The sequence below is a fragment of the Methylobacterium sp. ME121 genome (assembly GCF_000974725.1).
GTDB classification, from domain to species: Bacteria; Pseudomonadota; Alphaproteobacteria; order Rhizobiales; family Beijerinckiaceae; genus Methylobacterium; species Methylobacterium radiotolerans.
In genome coordinates, this window is the sequence record NZ_BBUX01000019.1 from 78683 (window position 1) to 97984 (window position 19302).

The 19302-nt window shown below is 71.0% G+C and carries 14 protein-coding genes; 8 read left to right on the plus strand and 6 right to left on the minus strand.

Translation table 11 applies throughout. The features are described 5' to 3' along the window. Positions 1-198: 198 nt before the first annotated feature. The 7 genes from secA to ME121_RS14755 all read left to right on the plus strand — a co-directional run bounded on the left by secA (position 199) and on the right by ME121_RS14755 (position 12340). Positions 199-3090, plus strand: coding sequence for a preprotein translocase subunit SecA (gene secA / locus ME121_RS14725; protein ID WP_012317741.1), 2892 nt, complete (start codon positions 199-201; stop codon positions 3088-3090). 19 nt (positions 3091-3109) lie between these two features. Then, positions 3110-3781: a dethiobiotin synthase gene (gene bioD / locus ME121_RS14730; protein WP_059409059.1), complete on the plus strand. Its 672-nt coding sequence runs from the start codon at positions 3110-3112 to the stop codon at positions 3779-3781. 114 nt (positions 3782-3895) lie between these two features. Continuing rightward, the gene (locus ME121_RS14735) at positions 3896-5839 is read left to right on the plus strand and encodes a potassium transporter Kup (RefSeq protein WP_012317743.1); all 1944 of its coding nucleotides are present in this window, start codon (positions 3896-3898) and stop codon (positions 5837-5839) included. 307 nt (positions 5840-6146) lie between these two features. Next, on the plus strand, positions 6147-6551 hold the full coding sequence (locus ME121_RS14740) for a hypothetical protein (protein WP_012317744.1): 405 nt from the start codon (positions 6147-6149) through the stop codon (positions 6549-6551). A 157-nt stretch (positions 6552-6708) separates the two neighbouring features. Then, positions 6709-8109, plus strand: coding sequence for an adenosylhomocysteinase (gene ahcY / locus ME121_RS14745; RefSeq protein WP_012317745.1), 1401 nt, complete (start codon positions 6709-6711; stop codon positions 8107-8109). Between the two features lie 372 nt (positions 8110-8481). After that, entirely contained in the window at positions 8482-11070 is a 2589-nt protein-coding gene (locus ME121_RS14750; protein WP_012317746.1) for a sensor histidine kinase, read from the plus strand. 37 nt (positions 11071-11107) lie between these two features. Beyond that, positions 11108-12340 (plus strand): MFS transporter, encoded by a 1233-nt coding sequence (locus tag ME121_RS14755; RefSeq protein ID WP_012317747.1) that lies wholly within the window; start codon positions 11108-11110, stop codon positions 12338-12340. 199 nt (positions 12341-12539) lie between these two features. Here ME121_RS14755 and tolB read toward each other — a convergent pair whose 3' ends face one another. The 4 genes from tolB to tolQ all read right to left on the minus strand — a co-directional run bounded on the left by tolB (position 12540) and on the right by tolQ (position 16486). Continuing rightward, the gene (gene tolB, locus ME121_RS14760) at positions 12540-13877 is read right to left on the minus strand and encodes a Tol-Pal system beta propeller repeat protein TolB (protein ID WP_083461141.1); all 1338 of its coding nucleotides are present in this window, start codon (positions 13875-13877) and stop codon (positions 12540-12542) included. A 68-nt stretch (positions 13878-13945) separates the two neighbouring features. Further along, entirely contained in the window at positions 13946-15286 is a 1341-nt protein-coding gene (gene tolA / locus ME121_RS14765; RefSeq protein ID WP_059409060.1) for a cell envelope integrity protein TolA, read from the minus strand. A gap of 9 nt (positions 15287-15295) precedes the next feature. Then, entirely contained in the window at positions 15296-15742 is a 447-nt protein-coding gene (locus ME121_RS14770) for an ExbD/TolR family protein (protein WP_012317750.1), read from the minus strand. A 27-nt stretch (positions 15743-15769) separates the two neighbouring features. Next, positions 15770-16486, minus strand: coding sequence for a protein TolQ (gene tolQ, locus ME121_RS14775; RefSeq protein WP_012317751.1), 717 nt, complete (start codon positions 16484-16486; stop codon positions 15770-15772). 308 nt (positions 16487-16794) lie between these two features. On the opposite strand from tolQ, the gene ME121_RS14780 reads away from it, so the two are divergent. Next, a complete protein-coding gene (locus ME121_RS14780) occupies positions 16795-17583 on the plus strand; it encodes an HpcH/HpaI aldolase family protein (protein WP_059409061.1) in 789 nt (262 codons plus the stop codon). 14 nt (positions 17584-17597) lie between these two features. On the opposite strand, the gene ybgC is transcribed toward ME121_RS14780, so the two are convergent. After that, positions 17598-18050 (minus strand): tol-pal system-associated acyl-CoA thioesterase, encoded by a 453-nt coding sequence (ybgC, locus tag ME121_RS14785; protein ID WP_059409062.1) that lies wholly within the window; start codon positions 18048-18050, stop codon positions 17598-17600. An 89-nt stretch (positions 18051-18139) separates the two neighbouring features. Next, positions 18140-18865 (minus strand): DUF4142 domain-containing protein, encoded by a 726-nt coding sequence (locus ME121_RS14790; RefSeq protein WP_012317754.1) that lies wholly within the window; start codon positions 18863-18865, stop codon positions 18140-18142. Positions 18866-19302 lie beyond the last annotated feature (437 nt).

Sequence of the window (19302 nt, forward strand, 5' to 3'; positions counted from 1 at the left end):
CACAGGTGGCCCGCGTCGGGCGAGAAGGCAAGCGCGGCCATTTCACCGGTGCCGGAACCGTGACCGTACCGGCATGCGTTGAGGGCTGCCCCTTCCAGGTGCGCCGGGCGATGTTTACCTCTATAAGCCCGGCCAACTCCGTCCAGGCCGGCCCGCCACGCTCACCCGTGGGCGGGCTCGCGCGTCCGCAGGTCCACGATGCTCGGCTCCATCGCCAAGAAGATTTTCGGCTCCTCGAATGACCGCCGCGTCAAGGGCTACCGCCCGCGCGTCGCGCAGATCAACGCGCTGGAACCGGAGATCCAGGCCCTCTCGGACGAGGCCCTGCGCGCCCGCACCGACATGCTGAAGGCCGAACTCGCCAACGGCAAGAGCCTCGACGACATCCTCGTGCCGGCCTTCGCCACCGTCCGCGAGGCGGCCAAGCGCGTCTTCGGCCAGCGCCACTTCGACGTGCAGCTCATCGGCGGCATGGTGCTCCACGAGGGCGGCATCGCCGAGATGAAGACCGGCGAGGGCAAGACCCTGGTGGCGACGCTGCCGGTCTACCTCAACGCCCTGGAGGGCAAGGGCGTCCACGTCGTCACGGTGAACGACTACCTCGCCTCGCGCGACGCCGAGTGGATGGGTCAGGTCTACCGGTTCCTGGGCCTCTCCGTCGGCACGATCGTGCACGGTCTCGACGATGCGCAGCGCAAGGAGGCCTACGCCTGCGACATCACCTACGGCACCAACAACGAGTACGGCTTCGACTACCTGCGCGACAACATGAAGTACGAGCTGTCCCAGCTGGCGCAGCGCGGGCACAACTTCGCGATCGTCGACGAGGTCGATTCGATCCTGATCGACGAGGCGCGCACGCCGCTGATCATCTCGGGCCCGGTGGACGACCGGTCGGAACTCTACGTGGCGGTGGACGCGCTGATGCCGCGCCTGCGCAAGGAGTTCTACGACCTCGACGAGAAGCAGCGCACCGTCTCGCTGACCGAGGAGGGCAACGAATTCATCGAGGAGGCGATGCGCGAGGCGGGCCTCCTGAAGGAGGGCGACCTCTACGACGCCCACAACGTGACGCTCGTCCACCACGTGAACCAGGCGCTGCGCGCCCACACGCTGTTCACCCGCGACAAGGACTACATCGTCAAGAACGACGAGGTGGTGATCATCGACGAGTTCACCGGCCGCATGATGCAGGGCCGGCGCTACTCGGAAGGCCTGCATCAGGCGCTGGAGGCGAAGGAGCGGGTCACGATCCAGCCCGAGAACCAGACGCTCGCGTCGATCACCTTCCAGAACTACTTCCGCCTGTACAAGAAGCTGGCCGGCATGACCGGTACCGCCTCGACCGAGGCCGACGAGTTCGCCGAGATCTACAAGCTCGACGTGGTCGACATCCCGACCAACAAGGAGGTCGAGCGCGTCGACGAGGACGACGAGGTCTACCGGACCGTCGGCGAGAAGTACGAGGGCATCATCGCCGAGATCGACAAGGCGCATGCGCGCCACCAGCCGATCCTGGTCGGCACCGGCTCGATCGAGAAGTCGGAGCACCTCGCCGAGATGCTCAAGAAGGCCGGCTACAGCCTGCTCGACTACTCCGACCCGAACGCCCTGACCGACGTCTACGCCGCCGCCCGCGAGGGCCGGGTGACCAAGCGCTTCGCCGTGCTGAACGCCCGCTTCCACGAGCAGGAGGCCTACATCGTGGCCGAGGCGGGCGTGCCGGGCGCGATCACCATCGCCACCAACATGGCCGGACGCGGCACCGACATCAAACTCGGCGGCAACCTCGAGATGCGCATCGAGAAGGAGCTGGGCCATCTCGCCGACGGTCCGGAGCGCGACGCCGCGATCGCGGCGATCAAGGCCGAGATCGCCGAGAACCGGACCAAGGTGCTGGCCTCGGGCGAGCCGGCCGATCCGGCGGCGGGCCGGAAGAAGGACCTGCCGGGCGGCCTCTACATCATCGGCACCGAGCGCCACGAATCGCGGCGCATCGACAACCAGCTCCGCGGCCGCTCCGGGCGTCAGGGCGATCCCGGCCGCTCGAAGTTCTACCTGTCGCTTCAGGATGACCTGATGCGCATCTTCGGCTCCGACCGCATGGACGGGATGCTGCAGAAGCTCGGCCTCGAGCAGGGCGAGGCGATCATCCACCCCTGGATCAACAAGGCGATCGAGAAGGCGCAGCAGAAGGTCGAGGCGCGCAACTTCGACATGCGCAAGAACGTGCTCAAGTACGACAACGTCATGAACGACCAGCGCAAGGTCGTGTTCGAGCAGCGCCGCGACTTCATGGGCCAGGACAGCGTCCGCGAGACCGTGGACGAGATGCGCGAGGGCGTGATCGACGACCTCGTCGCCCGGCACATCCCGGAGAACGCCTACGCCGAGCAGTGGGACGTCGCCGGCCTGCGCGAGCAGGTGAAGGAGATCCTCAATCTCGACGTGCCGGTCGAGGACTGGGCCAAGGAGGAGGGCATCGCCGACGAGGAGATGCGCGAGCGCCTGCTGAAGGCGGCCGAGACAGCCTACGCCGAGCGGACGGAGAAGAACGGCGCCGAGGTCACGGCCTACATCGAGAAGCAGGTCCTGCTCCAGACGCTCGACCATCTCTGGCGCGAGCACCTCGTGACGCTGGACCACCTCCGGCAGGTGATCGGCTGGCGCGGCTTCGCCCAGCGGGACCCGCTGAACGAGTACAAGTCCGAGGCCTTCGACCTGTTCAACGGGCTCGTGACCGCCCTGCGCGAGCAGGTCACCGCGCAGCTCTCGCGGGTCGAGATCATGCTGCAGGAGCCGCCGGCGGAGTTCCCGGCCGGCGGTCCGGCGCTGCCGCCGATGTTCGCCCAGCATCTCGACCCGGTCACCGGCGAGAACGAGATGGACTACGCCGGCTTCGGCTCGGGCAGCGACGGCGGCGGGGGCCCGGCCTACGGCTTCGCCGCCCAGGGCCTCGCGGCCGACGGGGCGGTGCTGGAGCGTGACCCGACCGACGCCAACACCTGGGGCCGCGTCGGCCGCAACGAGCCGTGCCCCTGCGGCTCGGGCAAGAAGTACAAGCACTGCCACGGCAGCCTCCAGGCCTGAGGCGGGGATCGCGGCGGGGATGACCGCGCGGGCGCTGTTCATCGCCGGGGCCGGCACCGAGATCGGCAAGACCTACGTCACCGCCGCCCTGACCCGCAGCCTGCGGGCGCAGGGTCGGGCGGTCCGGACGGTGAAGCCGCTCGCGAGCGGTGTCCCGCCGCTGAGCGATCCCGGCTTCATCGAGAGCGACACCGCCCGGCTGCTGCACGCGCAGGGCCTCGCCCTGGACGAGGAGGCCGTGGAGGCCTGCTCGCCCTGGCGGTTCTCGGCACCGCTCTCGCCCGATCAGGCCGCCGTGCTGGAGGGGCGATCCCTGGACCTGGCCGACCTCGTCGGCTGGTGCCGGGATGAGATCGCCCGCACGGAGGGCACCCTGCTGATCGAGGGCGTCGGCGGCCTCATGAGCCCGGTCACCGGGGCCGCCACCGGCCTCGACTGGCTCCGGGCCCTCGGCCTCCCGGCGCTGCTCGTGTCCGGGAGCTATCTCGGGGCGATCAGCCACGCGCTCACCGCCTGCGAGACCCTGCGCTTCCACGGCGTGGCGCTGCGCTCCGTAGTGGTCAGCGAGAGCCCGGACGCGCCGGCGCCCGCCGCGACCGTGGCCGCCGCCATCGCCCGGCACGCCGGGGCGCCCGTCGCCTGCCTGCGTCGCGGCGAGGCCTGCCCGGATGACCTGGCCGCCCTGATCTGATGGCCTGCCGCGCCGTCGCTGGACGGCGCGACCGCTGCCCCTAGCTTTACCGCTGCGGCGTCGAACCCGGCGCTCGAATCGTCTCGGCCGGGTGATGCCCTAGGGAGCCCTGCGGTGAGTCAGACCCTTGCGCCGGCGGCGAGTCCCCGATCCGATACGGGCGCGGTCGACGCGGAGACGGCGCGCGACAGGCTCCGGCCGGCCCTCGTTTTCGGCGCGCTGGGCGTCGTGTACGGCGACATCGGCACGAGCCCGCTCTACGCGTTCAAGGAGGCGGTGAAGGCGGCGACCGCGGGCGGCGCCTCGGTGCCGGCAGCCGCCACGGGCGCGGTGTCGCTGATCCTGTGGGCGCTGATCCTGATCGTGTCGCTGAAATACGCGGTGCTGATCCTGCGGGCCGACAACCGCGGCGAGGGCGGCATCGTCGCCATGCTGGCGCTGCTCGGCGCCCGTCAGGCCCGGCCGGGCACGTGGAAGGCGCTGCTCCTGGTGGTCGGGCTGGTGGGCGCGGCCCTGCTCTACGGCGACGGCGCGATCACGCCGGCGATCTCGGTCCTGTCGGCGATCGAGGGGCTGAAGGTCGACGCGCCGTCACTCGGCCCGTACGTCGTGCCGATCACCCTGGTGATCCTGGTCGGGCTGTTCCTGGTCCAGCACAAGGGCGTGGCCGCCATCGGCCGGGTCTTCGGACCCGTCATGCTCGTCTGGTTCGCCGTCCTGGGGCTCCTCGGGATCTCCGGCATCGTCGCCGAGCCCGGGATCCTCGCGGCGGCCAACCCGTTCCGGGCCGTCGATTTCATGCTCCACGCCGGCTGGCACGTCAGCTTCGCGATGCTGGGCGCGGCGTTCCTGGCGGTGACCGGGGGCGAGGCGATGTACGCCGATCTCGGCCATTTCGGCGCCCTGCCGATCCGCGTCGCCTGGTTCGTGCTGGTCCTGCCCGCGCTGGTGCTCAACTATTTCGGCCAGGGCGCCCTGCTGATCGCCGCGCCCGACGCCCTGGAGAACCCGTTCTTCCGCCTCAGCCCCGACTGGGGCCATCTGCCCCTCGTCGCGCTCGCCACGATGGCGACCATCATCGCCTCGCAGGCGATCATCTCGGGCGTTTTCTCCCTGACACAGCAATCGGTCCAGCTCGGCTTCCTGCCGGCCATGCGCATCGTCCAGACGGCGCACGACGAGCGCGGGCAGATCTACGTGCCGGCGGTGAACTGGCTGCTCGCCGCGGCGACGCTGACGGCCGTGGTGGTGTTCGGCTCCTCCGACGCGCTCGCCGGCGCCTACGGCATCGCGGTCTCGATGCTGATGGGCATCACGACGCTGCTCGCCGCGCTGATCGCGCTCCGTTGGGGCTACAACCCGCTCCTGGTCTTCGCGGTCAACGGCTTCTTCCTCGGCATCGACCTCGTGTTCTTCGCCGCCAACAGCGTGAAGATCCTGGAAGGCGGGTGGTTTCCCCTGGTGCTCGCCGGTCTCGTCGCCGCGATGATGCTGACCTGGAAGAAGGGGAACGAGCTGGTCGAGGAGGCGAGGGCCGCGCTGCGCCTGCCGGAGGACGTCTTCCTCGGCGGTCTCCAGCACCGCGACCTGCTGCGGCTGCCGGGCACGGCGGCGTTCCTCTCGGCGGCCGAGCACGGCATCCCGCTGCATCTCTCGCGCTTCGTGGAGCGCAACCACGCCCTGATGGAGCGCATCCTGATCATCACGGCGCTCTACGAGGAGACGCCCACCGTCCCGCGGGACCGGCGCGCCCACGTGACGATCCTGGCGCCGGATTTCTACAGGGTGATCCTGCGCTACGGCTTCATGGAGGAGGCCTCGATCCCCGAGGGGCTGGCCTGCGCGGTCGAATCGCGCCACCTGCCGCCGCACGTCCTCGACGACATGACCGTCTTCGTCGGGCACGAGACGATCATTCCGCGACGGGACAAGCGGGGCATGGCGCCCTGGCGGGAGAACCTGTTCGCCTTCATGCAGCGCAACGCCGAGCGCACCGGCGCCTTCTTCGGCGTGCCGACCCGGCAGGTCGTCGAGGTCGGGACCGAGATCGAGATCTAGACCTCCGCCGCAGACATTCCCGCCGCCCGGCAAGTCACCGCTGCGGCGCGGTCGAGAACAGGCCGAGTGGTGCCGAGAGATCGGAGCGCCGGCTCACCCGCGATGTGCCTCGATCAGCGCCCGGCGATTGGCGCCGCCGCGGCCGGTGACGTCGCGCCGGTCCGAACCTGTTTCCGGCACGGGCGCGCCGACGCACGAAAACTTGAGGCCGCTCCGCCGCGCCGCCGGGAACCGGAGCCTTCCGCCATCGTTCCGCCCCGACGCAGGCGTCGCGCCCCCGGGCTGCGCGCCGGATTGGAGAGACAGCATGAACAGGGATCATCTCGAGGGCGGCGTCCGCCATCTGCGCGGCCGGATCAAGACGGCTGCGGGCGCGGTCCGCGGCCGGGCCGCCGACCAGCTCGACGGCGCCTACGATCAGGCCGCCGGCGCCGCCCAGTACGCCTACGGCGAGGCCCGGGACACGGTCCGCGACCTGCGCCACGGCGGCGAGCACCTCATCGAGGAGGGCCGCACCCGGTTCCGAGACGTCAGCGAGCGCGGCCACGCCCTGGCGGACGAGGCGCTCGAGCGCGGCCAGCACTACCGCGCGCAGGCCGTGCGCCACGGCCGCACCCTCGCGGCGCGCGCGGACGAGAACCGCGGCACGACCCTCGCCCTCGTGGCCGCCGTCGCGTTCGGCCTCGGGTGGCTGGCGCGGCCGGCCCGCTGAGCGGCGGACGGGACCTGATCCGGAGCGGGGCGGGCGTTCGCGCGGCCGCCCCGCCGAACAGAACGCATAAAGACATCTTTATGTCTTGATTGCTTCGTAGGCCGCGCGGTGGTAGGGGTTGCCCCGACCCGCAACGCGAACACGGAGCCATCGACTCATGGCCAAGGATTACATCGTCAAGGATATCGGGCTGGCCGATTACGGCCGGAAGGAGATCTCGATCGCCGAGACGGAGATGCCGGGCCTGATGGCGGTCCGCGAGGAGTACGGCGCCGCGCAGCCCCTGAAGGGCGCGAAGATCGCCGGCTCGCTGCACATGACGATCCAGACCGCCGTGCTGATCGAGACCCTGAAGGCGCTCGGCGCCGACATCCGCTGGGTCTCCTGCAACATCTACTCGACCCAGGACCACGCCGCCGCCGCCATCGCGGCCGCCGGCATCCCGGTCTTCGCCGTGAAGGGCGAGACCCTGGAGGAGTACTGGGACTACACCTCGCGCCTGTTCGACTGGCACGACGGCGGCATGCCGAACATGATCCTCGACGACGGCGGCGACGCGACCATGTTCGTCCATCTCGGGCTGCGCGCCGAGAACGGCGACACCGCGTTCCTCGACAAGCCGGCGAGCGAGGAGGAGGAGGTCTTCTTCGCGCTCCTCAAGCGCAAGCTCGCCGAGAAGCCGAAGGGCTGGTTCGCGGGCCTCGCGGACAGCATCAAGGGCGTCTCCGAGGAGACGACCACGGGCGTCCACCGCCTCTACGTGCTGGCCAAGGAGGGCAAGCTGCTCTTCCCGGCGATCAACGTGAACGACTCGGTCACCAAGTCGAAGTTCGACAACCTGTACGGTTGCAAGGAGTCGCTGGTCGACGGCATCCGCCGCGGCACCGACGTGATGATGGCCGGCAAGGTCGCGATGGTCGCGGGCTTCGGCGACGTGGGCAAGGGTTCGGCCGCGTCCCTGCGCAACGCCGGCTGCCGCGTGCTCGTGTCGGAGATCGACCCGATCTGCGCGCTCCAGGCCGCCATGGAGGGCTACGAGGTCGTGACCATGGAGGATGCCGCGCCGCGCGCCGACATCTTCGTCACCGCCACGGGCAACAAGGACATCATCACCATCGACCACATGCGGGCGATGAAGGACCGGGCGATCGTCTGCAACATCGGCCACTTCGACAACGAGATTCAGGTCGCCGGCCTGAAGAACCTCAAGTGGTCGAACATCAAGCCGCAGGTGGACGAGATCACCTTCGCGGACGGCCACCGGATCATCCTCCTGTCGGAGGGCCGCCTGGTGAACCTCGGCAACGCGACCGGTCACCCGTCCTTCGTGATGTCGGCCTCGTTCACCAACCAGACGCTGGCCCAGATCGAGCTGTGGTCCAACCCGGGCAAGTACCAGAAGCAGGTCTACACCCTGCCGAAGACGCTCGACGAGAAGGTCGCGGCCCTGCACCTGGAGAAGATCGGCGTGAAGCTCTCGAAGCTCCGCCCCGATCAGGCCGCCTATATCGGCGTCTCCGAGAGCGGCCCGTTCAAGCCCGAGCACTACCGCTACTGAGCCCGCATCGGCGACGGCGCGGACGGCCCCGTTCCCGGGGTCAGCACCGCGCCGCCGCGATCCGGCGGAGAGGTCCGATCGGACGATCCGAGAGCCCGGCGCGCTGCGCCGGGCTTTCTCGTTTGTCAACCGCCGACGGCCGAATCGAACTGTGTCTTCTGTGTGTCGTTAACGGCTGATTATGCCGACTTCGCCCAAAGCCACGCTTCGTTCCCCTTCCGGGGCGATTCCGCCGCACTGTAGAGTGCGGGCGAATCTTAGATCGATGGGGCTGCGGCAGTTCGGGACGAGCGCCGCGGAAACGGTGCCTTCTGCGCCGCGCGGCGACGCGCGCCGGTCGGACAGCCATCGGGTACGGGGGCGGGGCAAACCATGGGTGTCGGTCGTGCGACACACGTTCGGATCGGCGTGGGCGCGCTCGCCCTGACGACGGCGAGCGCGGCCTTCGCCGAGCTGCCGGAGGCCGCCGCCGCGCATCCCGCGCGGGAGATTCACAGCGTGGCCGCCCTGGCGATCTTCGGCGGGCTCGTGGCCTTCGCGGTGATCCTGTCGCTCCTCCACCTCTACGAGCGCGGCCGGTGGACCCGCCGCGAGCGCGAGCTCGCCGCGACTCTCGACGTCCTGCGCGGCGCCCACGACCGGGCCGAGATGCTGCTCAACGCCGAGCGGCAGATCATCGTCACCTGGGATCAGCGCAGCGAGCCGGTGGTCGAGGGCGACATCAGCCTCGCCATCCACGGCGAGCGGCCGACCTCCGGCTACGCCCGCCGCGTGCTGGCTTTCGGCACGTGGCTCGTCCCCGCGGACGCGACCGCCGTGGAGACCGCCGTGGAGACCTTGCGGGCGCGCGGCACCGGCTTCGCGCTGAGCCTGCGGAGCCAGACCGGCCGGAGCATCGAGGCCCACGGGCAGGCCGTGGCGGGGCGGGCGCTCCTGCGCCTGCGCGAGACCAGCCAGGAGCGCTGCGAGATCGCCGACCTGCGCGCGGCCCTGGACGAGACCCGCCGCGGGCTCTCGGCCCTGTCGGGACTCCTCGACGCGATCCCGCAGCCGGTCTGGCGGCGCAACCGCGACGGCGGGCTGAGCTGGGTCAACGCGGCCTACGTGGCGGCGGTCGAGGCGGAGAGCCGCGAGGCCGCCCTCGACGCCGGCCTGGAGCTGTTCGACCGCCCGGCCCGGGAGACGATCGCCCGCGAGGAGGCGGCCCGGTTCGCCGGCCTGACCCGGAGCGTCCCGCGCCTCTCGGCCATCGTGGCCGGCAACCGGCGGATGCTCGACGTGTTCGAGACCGGGCTCGAGACCGGCCGCGTCGGCATCGCCATCGACGTCTCGGAACTCGAGAGCGTGCGCGCCGACCTGCAGCGGCAGATGAACGCCAACGTCCGGACCCTGGACCAGCTTCCGACCGCGGTCGCGATGTTCGACGTCTCGCAGCGTCTGATCTTCCACAACGCCGCCTATCGGCAGCTCTGGGACCTCGACCAGGCCTTCCTCGACAGCCGGCCCTCCGACGGGGAGATCCTCGACCACCTGCGGGCGGAGCGGAAGCTCGAGGAGCACGCGGATTTCCGCGGCTGGAAGCAGGGCGTTCTGTCCGCCTACCGGGCCGCGGAGGCGAACCAGACCTGGTGGTACCTGCCCGACGGCCGGACCCTGCGCGTGGTCGCGGATCCGAACCCGCAGGGCGGCCTGACCTACCTGTTCGACGACGTCTCCGACCGCCTGAACGCCGAATCGCGCTACAACGCCCTGCGCCGCCTGCAGGCGGAGACCCTGGACACGCTGGCCGAGCCGGTGGCCGTGTTCGGCGCGGACGGGCGCCTGTCCCTCGCCAACCGCGCCTTCTTCACCGTGTGGCGGCTCGACCCCGAGATGGTCGAGGAGCGCCCGCACGTCGACGCGGTGATCGCCGCCTGCCGCGCGCTCGCCCCCGCCGAGGAGCCGTGGCTCGACATCCGCGACGCGGTGGTCGGCCTCGAAGCTCGCACCGCCCGGACGTGCCGCCTGGAGGTGGTGGACGGCACGGTCCTCGACTGCGCCGCACAGCCGCTCCCGGAAGGCGCGACGCTCCTGACCCTGATCGACGTGACGGCGAGCGTGAACGTCGAGCGGGCGCTCACCGAGAAGAACGACGCCCTGGAGAAGGCCGCGCAGCTGCGCGACACCTTCGTGCACCACGTCTCTTACGAGCTGCGCTCCCCGCTCACCAACATCATCGGCTTCACCCAGCTTCTCGGCGACGAGACTGTCGGCGCGCTCAACGAGCGGCAGCGCGAGTACGCCGACCACATCATGCGCTCCTCGGCGGCGCTGCTCGTCATCATCAACGACATCCTCGACCTCGCCTCGATCGACGCCGGCTCACTCGAGCTGCAGCGGGAGGAGGTCGACGTCCAGGCCACCGTCGAGGCCGCGGTGCGCGGCATCGAGGACCGGCTCGCGGAATCGCACATCACCCTCGCCCTCGACGTGCCGGAGGATATCGGCAGCGTCCACGCCGACGGGAAGCGGGTGCGCCAGATCCTGTTCAACCTGCTCTCGAACGCCGTCGGCTTCTCGGATGCCGGCCAGCGCGTGGAGGTCCAGGCCCGCCGGACCGCGCAGGAGCTGCTCCTGAGCGTGCGGGACCACGGACGGGGCATGCCGCCCGAGATCGCCGATTCGGTGTTCAACCGCTTCGAGAGCCACACGCTCGGAACCCGGCACCGGGGCGTCGGCCTCGGCCTGTCGATCGTGCGCTCCTTCGTCGAGTTGCACGGCGGCCGCGTCCTGCTGGAGACGGCGCCGGGCAGCGGCACCCGCGTCACCTGCACGTTCCCGACCGACCACGCGGGCGAGGCCCGGCGCGCCCCGCCCGAACCCAAAGCGCCGCTCCCGCCACCACCGCCGCGCAAGCCCATCCTGACGCTGCAGCCGATCCGGCCGGAACCCCCGACATCCGACCGGCGAACCTCGCCGTAGCGCTTGATTCTTCGGCCGGTCCCGCGCAGCAGGGGGCATGTCCGCGCACGATCGTTCCGGCTGGGCCGTCTTCGGCATCGGCGACTTCCGCCTGTTCGGCTCGGCGCGGTTCCTCACGGGCCTCGCCTACCAGATGCAGGCCGTGGCGATCGGCTGGTTCGTCTACGACCTGACCCATTCCGCCCTGGCGCTGGGCCTCGTGGGCCTCGCGGGCTTCCTGCCGGCGGTTCTGTGCGCGCTGATCACCGGCCACGTCGCGGACGCCTACGACCGGCGCCTCGTCGGTGGCGCCGCCTTCGCCCTGCAGAGCGCGGCGAGCCTCGGGCTCCTCGCCTGCGCCCTCACGGGCGTGCACTCCGTCTGGCCGATCTACGCCCTCGTCATCGTCGTGGGCACGGCCCGGGCTTTCGCCAATCCGGCCCTGCAGGCGCTGCTGCCGACCCTGGTGCCCGGACCGCAATTCAGCTCGGCGATCGCGTGGAACGCGTCCCTCTGGCAGAGCGCGTCCGTGATGGGGCCGGCGCTCGGCGGCTTCCTCTACGCCCTCGGTCCCGGGGTCGTGTTCGGCCTGGCAGGGGGCAGCTTCGCCCTGGCCAGCGTCCTGACCCTGCTGATCCGCTTCCGGCCGGCGGCGGTGAGCGAGCGGCCGCCGATCACCTGGGCGGCGCTGTCGGCCGGCATCGACTACATCCGCTCGCAGCCGGTGGTGCTCGGAGCGATCAGCCTCGACCTGTTCACGGTGCTGCTCGGCGGCGCCACGGCGCTCCTGCCGATCTACGCGGCGGAGGTGCTGCATGTCGGGCCCCTGGGCCTGGGCGCGCTGCGGAGCATGCCGGCCTTCGGGGCGGTCGCCATGGCGGTGCTGCTGGCGAACTACCCCCTGCGGCGCCACGCGGGCGTGCGCATGCTCCGCGCCGCCGCGGTGTTCGGGGCCGCCACGGTCGCGTTCGGGCTGTCGACGTCGCTGCCGCTGTCGATGGCCTGCCTGTTCGTCACGGGCGCCGCCGACATGATCTCGGTCTACGTGCGCCAGACCTTCGTGCAGGGCGAGACGCCGGACGCGATGCGCGGCCGCGTCTCGGCGGTGAACACGGTGTTCATCGGCGCCTCGAACGAGCTCGGCGAGTTCGAATCGGGGCTGCTGGCCGCCGCGATCGGCGCGGTCCCGGCGGTGGTGGTCGGCGGCGCCGCGACGGTCGGGGTCGCGCTGCTCTGGGGCAAGCTCTTCCCGGCGTTGCGGGCCCGCGACCGGCTGATGGTGCAGGGATAGCGCGCGGTTTCGGAGGCGGCGCGTCTCGGATGATCGCGGTGGCGATCGTAGCGCCGCGAGCCGGCGCCGCACGGAGCGCGCGTCGCCTCTCCCGTGCGGGCGAGGGACAGGGTGAGGGGCGCGCCGTCCTTCAGAACCGTTGCACCACGACCGGGAACGGTCCCGGAGCCCGCCCCGCGAGCCGGGCTCCGCGACGGGCTCAGCGGCCCGACAGCAGCGGCGACCAGGTCGGGTCGGACGCGTAGGCGGGCGTCGGGACCGGCTGCTCCACCTTGCCGGTGATGTCGACCATGAACAGCTTGCCGCCGCCCTGGCCGCCCGGATCGCGGAAGAACAGCACGTACTGGCCGTTCGGCGCGAAGGTCGGGCCCTCGTTGTGGAAGCCCTCGGTGAGCACGCGCTCGCCCGAGCCGTCGGGCTTCGAGACGCAGATGGCGAAGCCGCCGTTGCGCTGGCGCGTGTAGGCGATCAGGTCGCCGCGGGGCGAGAAGGCCGGCTGCGAGGCCGAGCCGGGACCGAAGGTGATCCGGTGCGGGTTCGAGCCGTCCGCCCCCATCACGTAGACCTGCTGGGAGCCGCCGCGGTCGGACTCGAAGGCGATCTGCGATCCGTCCGGCGAGTAGGTCGGCGAGGTGTCGATCGCCATGCCGTTGGTGATCGAGCGCTGGGCCTTCGAGGCGAGGTCCATCGTCACGATGTCGGCGTTGCCGCCCTGCTGGACGCTCATCACGATCTTCCGGCCGTCCGGCGAGAAGCGCGGGCTCGCGCTCATCGAATCGACGTTGCCGAGCGCCTGGCGGGAGCCGGTCTCCAGGTTGATCATCTGCACCCGCGGCTGGTGGCCGGTGGCCTGGGCCATGAAGGCGATGTCCTGGGTGGCCGGCGAGTAGCGCGGCGCCACGATCGACATCTCGCCGGTGGTGATCGCCCGGACATTGGCGCCGTCCTGGTCCATGACCATCAGGCGCTTGCGGCGGTTCTCCTTCGGGCCGGTCTCGTCCACGAAGGCGATGCGGCTGTCGAACCAGGGCCCGAGGCCGGTGATCTTAGTGTAGACCCCGTCGGAGATCAGGTGGCCGGTGCGCCGGACGTTGGCGGCGTCGGTGCCGTATTGCTGGCCGGTCATCTGCTGGCCGTTGGTCACGTCCCAGAGCCGGAACTCGACCTTGACCCGGCCGCCCTCGCGGACGACGCGGCCGGTGACGAGGCCCTGGACGCCGGTGGCGCGCCACTTCTCGAAGTTCGGGGCGGCGTCGAAGTTCGGCTGCTCGGGGAAGCGGGCGTGATCGAGTGGCGTGAAGTAGCCGGAGCGGCGCAGGTCGTTGGTGACCACGCCGGAGACGAGGCCGGCGAGGCTCGGATCGCCGCCGAAATCCGCGATGGCGATGGGCATCGGCTGGAAGTTGCCGCCGCCGATGCGCAGCTGCAGCTGCGCCTGGGCGGGCCCGGCCAGGACGGCCGTCAGCAGGGTGAAGACCGCGATCAGGCGCGCGGCGAAGGACGTCGGGAGTCGCCCGACGAAGGGCAGGTGCAGCATGGTGGGTCGGATCCGAGTGACGATCTGACGAGGCGGCCGGATCAGGGCGGAAGAAGGGCTGGACGCCCTCAAGTCGCCGTGAACTCGAACTCCGCGTTGATGGCCTTCCAGTCGTTGTAGTACGGCGCGTAGGTGGCCGGGATGTTGTACGGCGCGCAGCGGCGGACCGCCCGGAGCGCGGCCTGCGCGATCGACTGGTCCACCGCGCTCGCCCCGCCGCGCATGATCCGCGGCTCGGTGCTGAGCGAGCCGTTGGGGTTCAGGCGGATGTCGAGCACCGGCAGGACCACGCCCTGGGCCGCGCCGGGCGGCGCCGAGTAGCAGCGCTCGATCTGCTGCTGGAGCAGCCCGACCAGGGCGTCGCGCAGCGACGGCGACAGGCGCTGCGCGTTGCCGGTCGCGGCGCCGAGCGCCGCCACCTTCTGCACCGCGTGGCCGGTGGCGCCGGTCGACTGCGACGGCGCCTTCGAGGCGAGCATCGAGCGGATGTCGCCCGCGTTGAACTTGTCGGCGAGCTCGGCCTGCTTGCGTGCCTTGGCCTCGGCGTCGGCCTTGGCCTTCGCGTCCGCCATGGCCTTCGCCTTCGCCTTGGCGGCGGCCTCGGCTTTGGCGGCCGCCTCGGCCTTGGCGGCCTCCGCCTTCGCCTTGGCGGCGGCCTCCGCCTTCTCGCGCTCGGCTTCGGCCTTGGCCTCCGCGATCTCCTTCTGGCGCTCGGCTTCCGCCTCGGCCTTGGCCTTCGCGTCGGCGGCCTTCTTGGCCGCTTCCTTGGCCGCCTCCTTGGCGGCTTCGGCCTTCTTCGCGACGGCGGCCTTCTGGGCGGCCGCCGCGGCCTCGGCTTCCTGCTTCTCGATCAGCTTCTCGAGCTGCTCGCGCTTCTCGGCCTCGGCCTTCGCGACGGCCTCGGCCTTGGCCTTCGCCTCGGCCTTGGCGGCGGCAGCCTTCTCCGCCGCGGCCTTCTCGGCCGCCTTCTCGGCCGCCTTGGCGGCGGCCTTCTCGGCGTCGCGCTTCTCCTGCGCCGCCTTCTCCGCCGCCTTGGCGGCCTGGGCCGCCTCCTGCGGGTCGGGCTCGCCGCGCAGCGGCATCTCGTCCGCGTTGGCGAGCTTCATCTCGGCCGTGCGGGTCGGCGCGGTGGGCGCGTCCTGCTTGGCATTCTCGGGCTCGCGATCCTCGAACTTCTCCGCCTTGCGGTCGGCCCGCGACGTGGCGTTCGGCATCGGCTTGTCGGCCTGACGCTCGCCCTTGGTGATCTCGGAGAACTGGTTCTCGGTGATCACCTCGACGGGCACGCCCTCCTGGGCCTCCGGCAGGGCCGGGGCCGCGACACTGACCAGCGCCAGCGCGAGGAGCGCGACGTGGGTGCCGGCGGAGATCCAGACACCCGGTTCCTTGCGGTCGAAGCGGAACTCCACGGGACGGCCCTACTGATGCTCAGGCTCGGTGACGAGGGCGACTTTCTTGAAGCCGCCGCCGGTCACGATCGCCATCACCTGCGCCACCCGGCCGTAATCGACCCGCTTGTCGCCGCGCACGAAGACGCGCTCCTCGGTGCCGGTCTTGGCGGTCTCCATGAGCTTCGGCACGATCGTGTCGTCGGTGAGCTCGTCCTCGCCGAGGAAGACCTGGCCGGTCTGGCGGATCGACAGGGTGATCGGCTTCACGTCCGAATTGAGCGGCGCGGCCTTGGACTGCGGCAGGTCGAGGGGCACGCCCACGGTCATCATCGGCGCCGCGACCATGAAGATGATCAGGAGCACGAGCACGACGTCGATGAACGGCGTCATGTTGATCTCGTTGATGGGGCCGCCGCGGCGGCCCCGGCGCCGGCGGCGCTTGCCGCCCTGCGATGCGCCCGCTGCCATGCCCATGGATCGGTCTCCTCTGGATCAGCCGGTTCAGGCGGCGAGCGGCAGCCGCTCGTCGATCTGGCGGGAGAGGATGGCGGAGAACTCGTCGGCGAAACTCTCCAGCCGCGACTGCGCCTTAGAGACCTCGGCCTGGAGCTTGTTGTAGGCGAGCACCGCCGGGATCGCGGCGAACAGGCCGATGGCGGTGGCGAACAGCGCCTCGGCGATGCCGGGGGCGACGACCGCGAGCGAGGTGTTCTTCGAGGCGGCGATCGACGTGAAGGCGGTCATGATGCCCCAGACCGTACCGAACAGGCCGATATACGGGCCGGCCGAGCCGATCGAGGCGAGGAACAGCAGGCGCGATTCCAGCCGCTCGACCTCGCGGTGGATGGTGACGTCGAGCTGCTTCTCGATGCGCTGCGACAGCGACTGGATCTGCCGGCCGGAGCCCTCGAAGCTGCGCTTCCACTCCCGCATAGCGGCGACGAACACGGCGGCGAGGCCCGTGGCCGGCCGGTCGTTGAACGAGCGGAACAGCTCCTCCAGCGAGCGGCCGGACCAGAACGCGTCCTCGAACGCGTCCATCTCGGCCTTGGTCCGGCGGAACAGCAGCGTCTTGTCGACGATGATCGACCAGCACCAGATCGAGGCGCTGAGCAGCCCGATCATCACGATCTTCACGACGAAGTGGGCCTGCAGGAACAGGCCGAGCAGCGTCATGTCGGCGACAGGCGCGGCCTGCATCGCGTCGGCTGGGTTCATCCGTCGAGGTCTCCTGCTCCGGATCGCGATGCGCCGGGCGAGGCCCGCGTCCGCCGGATCCGTGAGCGATATCAAGGCTGTCGCCCGCGAATCTGTCGAAAGTAAGGGCCGTCGACGACCCCCGCGCCCCGCCGTGGCATCGCCTCCGTTAAGGGCGCGGCAGGGTTAAGGATCGGTTTCGATCCGGGCGATCCTGAGGCACGCGGCGGCGAAGGCCGGGCCGTGCGGGCTGGACCTGCCGAAAGCGCCTCCCGTATGGTCGCGGCAAGCGGCGCCGAGTCGACGGCCCTGAGATACGCAGGACGCGCATGACCCTCCCCGTTCCCAGCCTGCCCGATCTGCTGCCCACCGGCCCGGCCCGGTTCCTGGGCTGGTCCATGGTCGCCGACCCGATGCTGGCCGGCTTCCTGGCGCGCGCGGGATTCGACGCCGTCCTGCTGGACCAGCAGCACGGCACCTACGACTACAAATCGTCCTGTGCGGCGATCACCGAGGTCGCCCTCGCGGGCAAATCGAGCCTCGTGCGCGTGCCGGTGGGCGACTTCGCCATGGTCTCGCGGATGCTCGACGCGGGCGCCGCCGGAATCGTGGCGCCGATGATCAACACCGTCGCGGATGCCGAGGCCCTGGCCGCCGCCGCGAAGTTCCCGCCGGTGGGCCAGCGGAGCTGGGGACCGGACCGGGCCATGTGGCTCTCGGGGCTCCGGAACGGCGCGGACTACCTCGCGGGCGCCAACGACCGGGCGCTCACGATCGCCATGTGCGAGACCGAGGCGGGGATCGCCGACCTGGAGGCGATCCTCGCCGTGCCGGGCATCGACGGGGTGCTGGTCGGGCCCGCCGACCTGTCGATCGCCCTGTCGAAGGGGGCGGTCATCGACCCCCTGGGATCGGCGGTGACGGCGGCCCTCGGCGAGATCGCGCGCAAGACGCGGGCGGCGGGCAAGATTCCCTGCGCCTTCGCGCCGTCGCCGGCGCGGGCCCGGGAGATGGTCGGGATGGGCTACCAGCTGGTCTCAGTCGAGTACGACGCCCTGACGATCGTCAACGCCTTCGCCCGGGTCCTCTGCGAGGCCGACCCGTCGCGGGCCGGCTGACCTCCGGCCGGTGCCTAGGCGGCGTCGCCCGGTGCGAGCTGCCGCCGCAGCGCGTCGGGCAGGCGAACGGCGCGGCCGTCGCGCACGCAGGCGACGGTGACCTCCGCGGCGACCAGCACCGCGTCGCCCCGCCGCACCTCCTGGGCGAGCTGCATCGAGGCCCCGCGCAGGGCGCGCGTGCGGGTGACGACGGTCAGCAGGTCGTCCATCCTGGCCGGGCGGAGGAAATCGAGACTCATCCGCCGCACCACGAAGACGAGGCCGCGCGCGTCGCGGTGCAGGTCCGACTGGTCGCCGGCGAGCGCCCGCAGCAGCTCCGTGCGGCCGCGCTCGAGGAAGCGCAGGTAGCTGGCGTGGTAGACGAAGCCCGAGAAGTCGGTGTCCTCGTAGTAGACGCGCACGCCCAGCCGGTGCGGTGGGGGGCCATCCTCCGAAGGTCCGTCGGTGCCGGGCTCGATCGCGCTCATGCGCCCCTTTAGCGACGGGCGGCGCAGGGGCGCAACACGACGAGGGCCGCCCTGGGGCGGCCCTCGCGGGATCACGCGGTGCGCGCGGTTCAGCCGCCGATGCGGGCCGCGATGGTTGCCGAGTGGGCGTGCTCGTCGGCAATGTACGGCAGGGCCTCGGTGGCGAACTTGCGACCCTGGGCGTTGTCGCCCTGCTTGGCGTAGGCGTCGTAGAGCGCCAGGGTGCGGGCGTCCGAGCGGGCCTGCTGATCGATGTAGGTCCGGTCGAAGGCCCGGCCGTTCGGGGCCGCCTGGAGCTGCGCCAGCCGCGCCTGGCCGCGCTCGCCGAGGGCGACGCGACGGCCCGGCTCGGCCGGGCTGTTGTCGACGATGCCGACCGCGCCGAGGGCGCCGCCGACGATCCCGGTGCCGATGTTGGCGGCCACCGTCACCGGCGCGAGCACGAGGCCCACCGGGTTGCTCAGGTCGGTGCGGATGCCCTGGTTGTCGGAGACCACCGAGCCGTTGCGGGTCAGGGAGGTGTTCGGCGGCAGCAGCGCGTCCGTGGTCGCCTTGCGCTCGACGAGGACGCGGTTGGCGTAGTTGCGGACCTGCGGGTTGCGCGACCGCTGAAGGGCGATGCGGCTCGCCTCGATGCTGGCGGCGTCCGAACGGAGCGCCTCGGCCCGGAAGGCGGGCGTCTCGGTCGCGGCGGCGCCGACGCCGTCCTGGTTGGCGAAGGGCAGCACGCGGATCGGCAGGGCGTCCTGCGCGAAGGCGGGCGCCGAGATCGCGGCGACGGACAGGCCGAGAACGGCGAGCGTGAGCTTCTTCATGGCGGAAGTTTATCCCTGACGTTGTTCTTGAGATCGCGAAGATCTGCCGCGATCGCAGAGGCAGGACCCCGATCGAGACAGCCTTGCCGGCGCCGAGCGGACCCGGCGCGGTCGCCTCCACAACTGTCGCGTTTCGGGCCTGTTCCACGCGATCCGGCACATTTTTACAGTACACAGATCCGTGATGACCCGACCTAAGCTTGGCAATATTGTCCGGCAACCGTCGGGAAAACGGATTGCGTCGCAGCGACTTGCCGATGCCGCGGGGCGCGATCGCGCCGGCAGGGGCGCGGATCGGGGCGCGCGGAGCGCATGTGCCGCGGGAAACGCTGGTCCGAACTCAGTGCATAGAGCGGTCGGGGCCGCCTCACGGCTCCTCGTCGCCGAAGAAGCCGAACTGCCCGGGGGTCTCGCGCGTCGGTTCCGGGATCTGCATG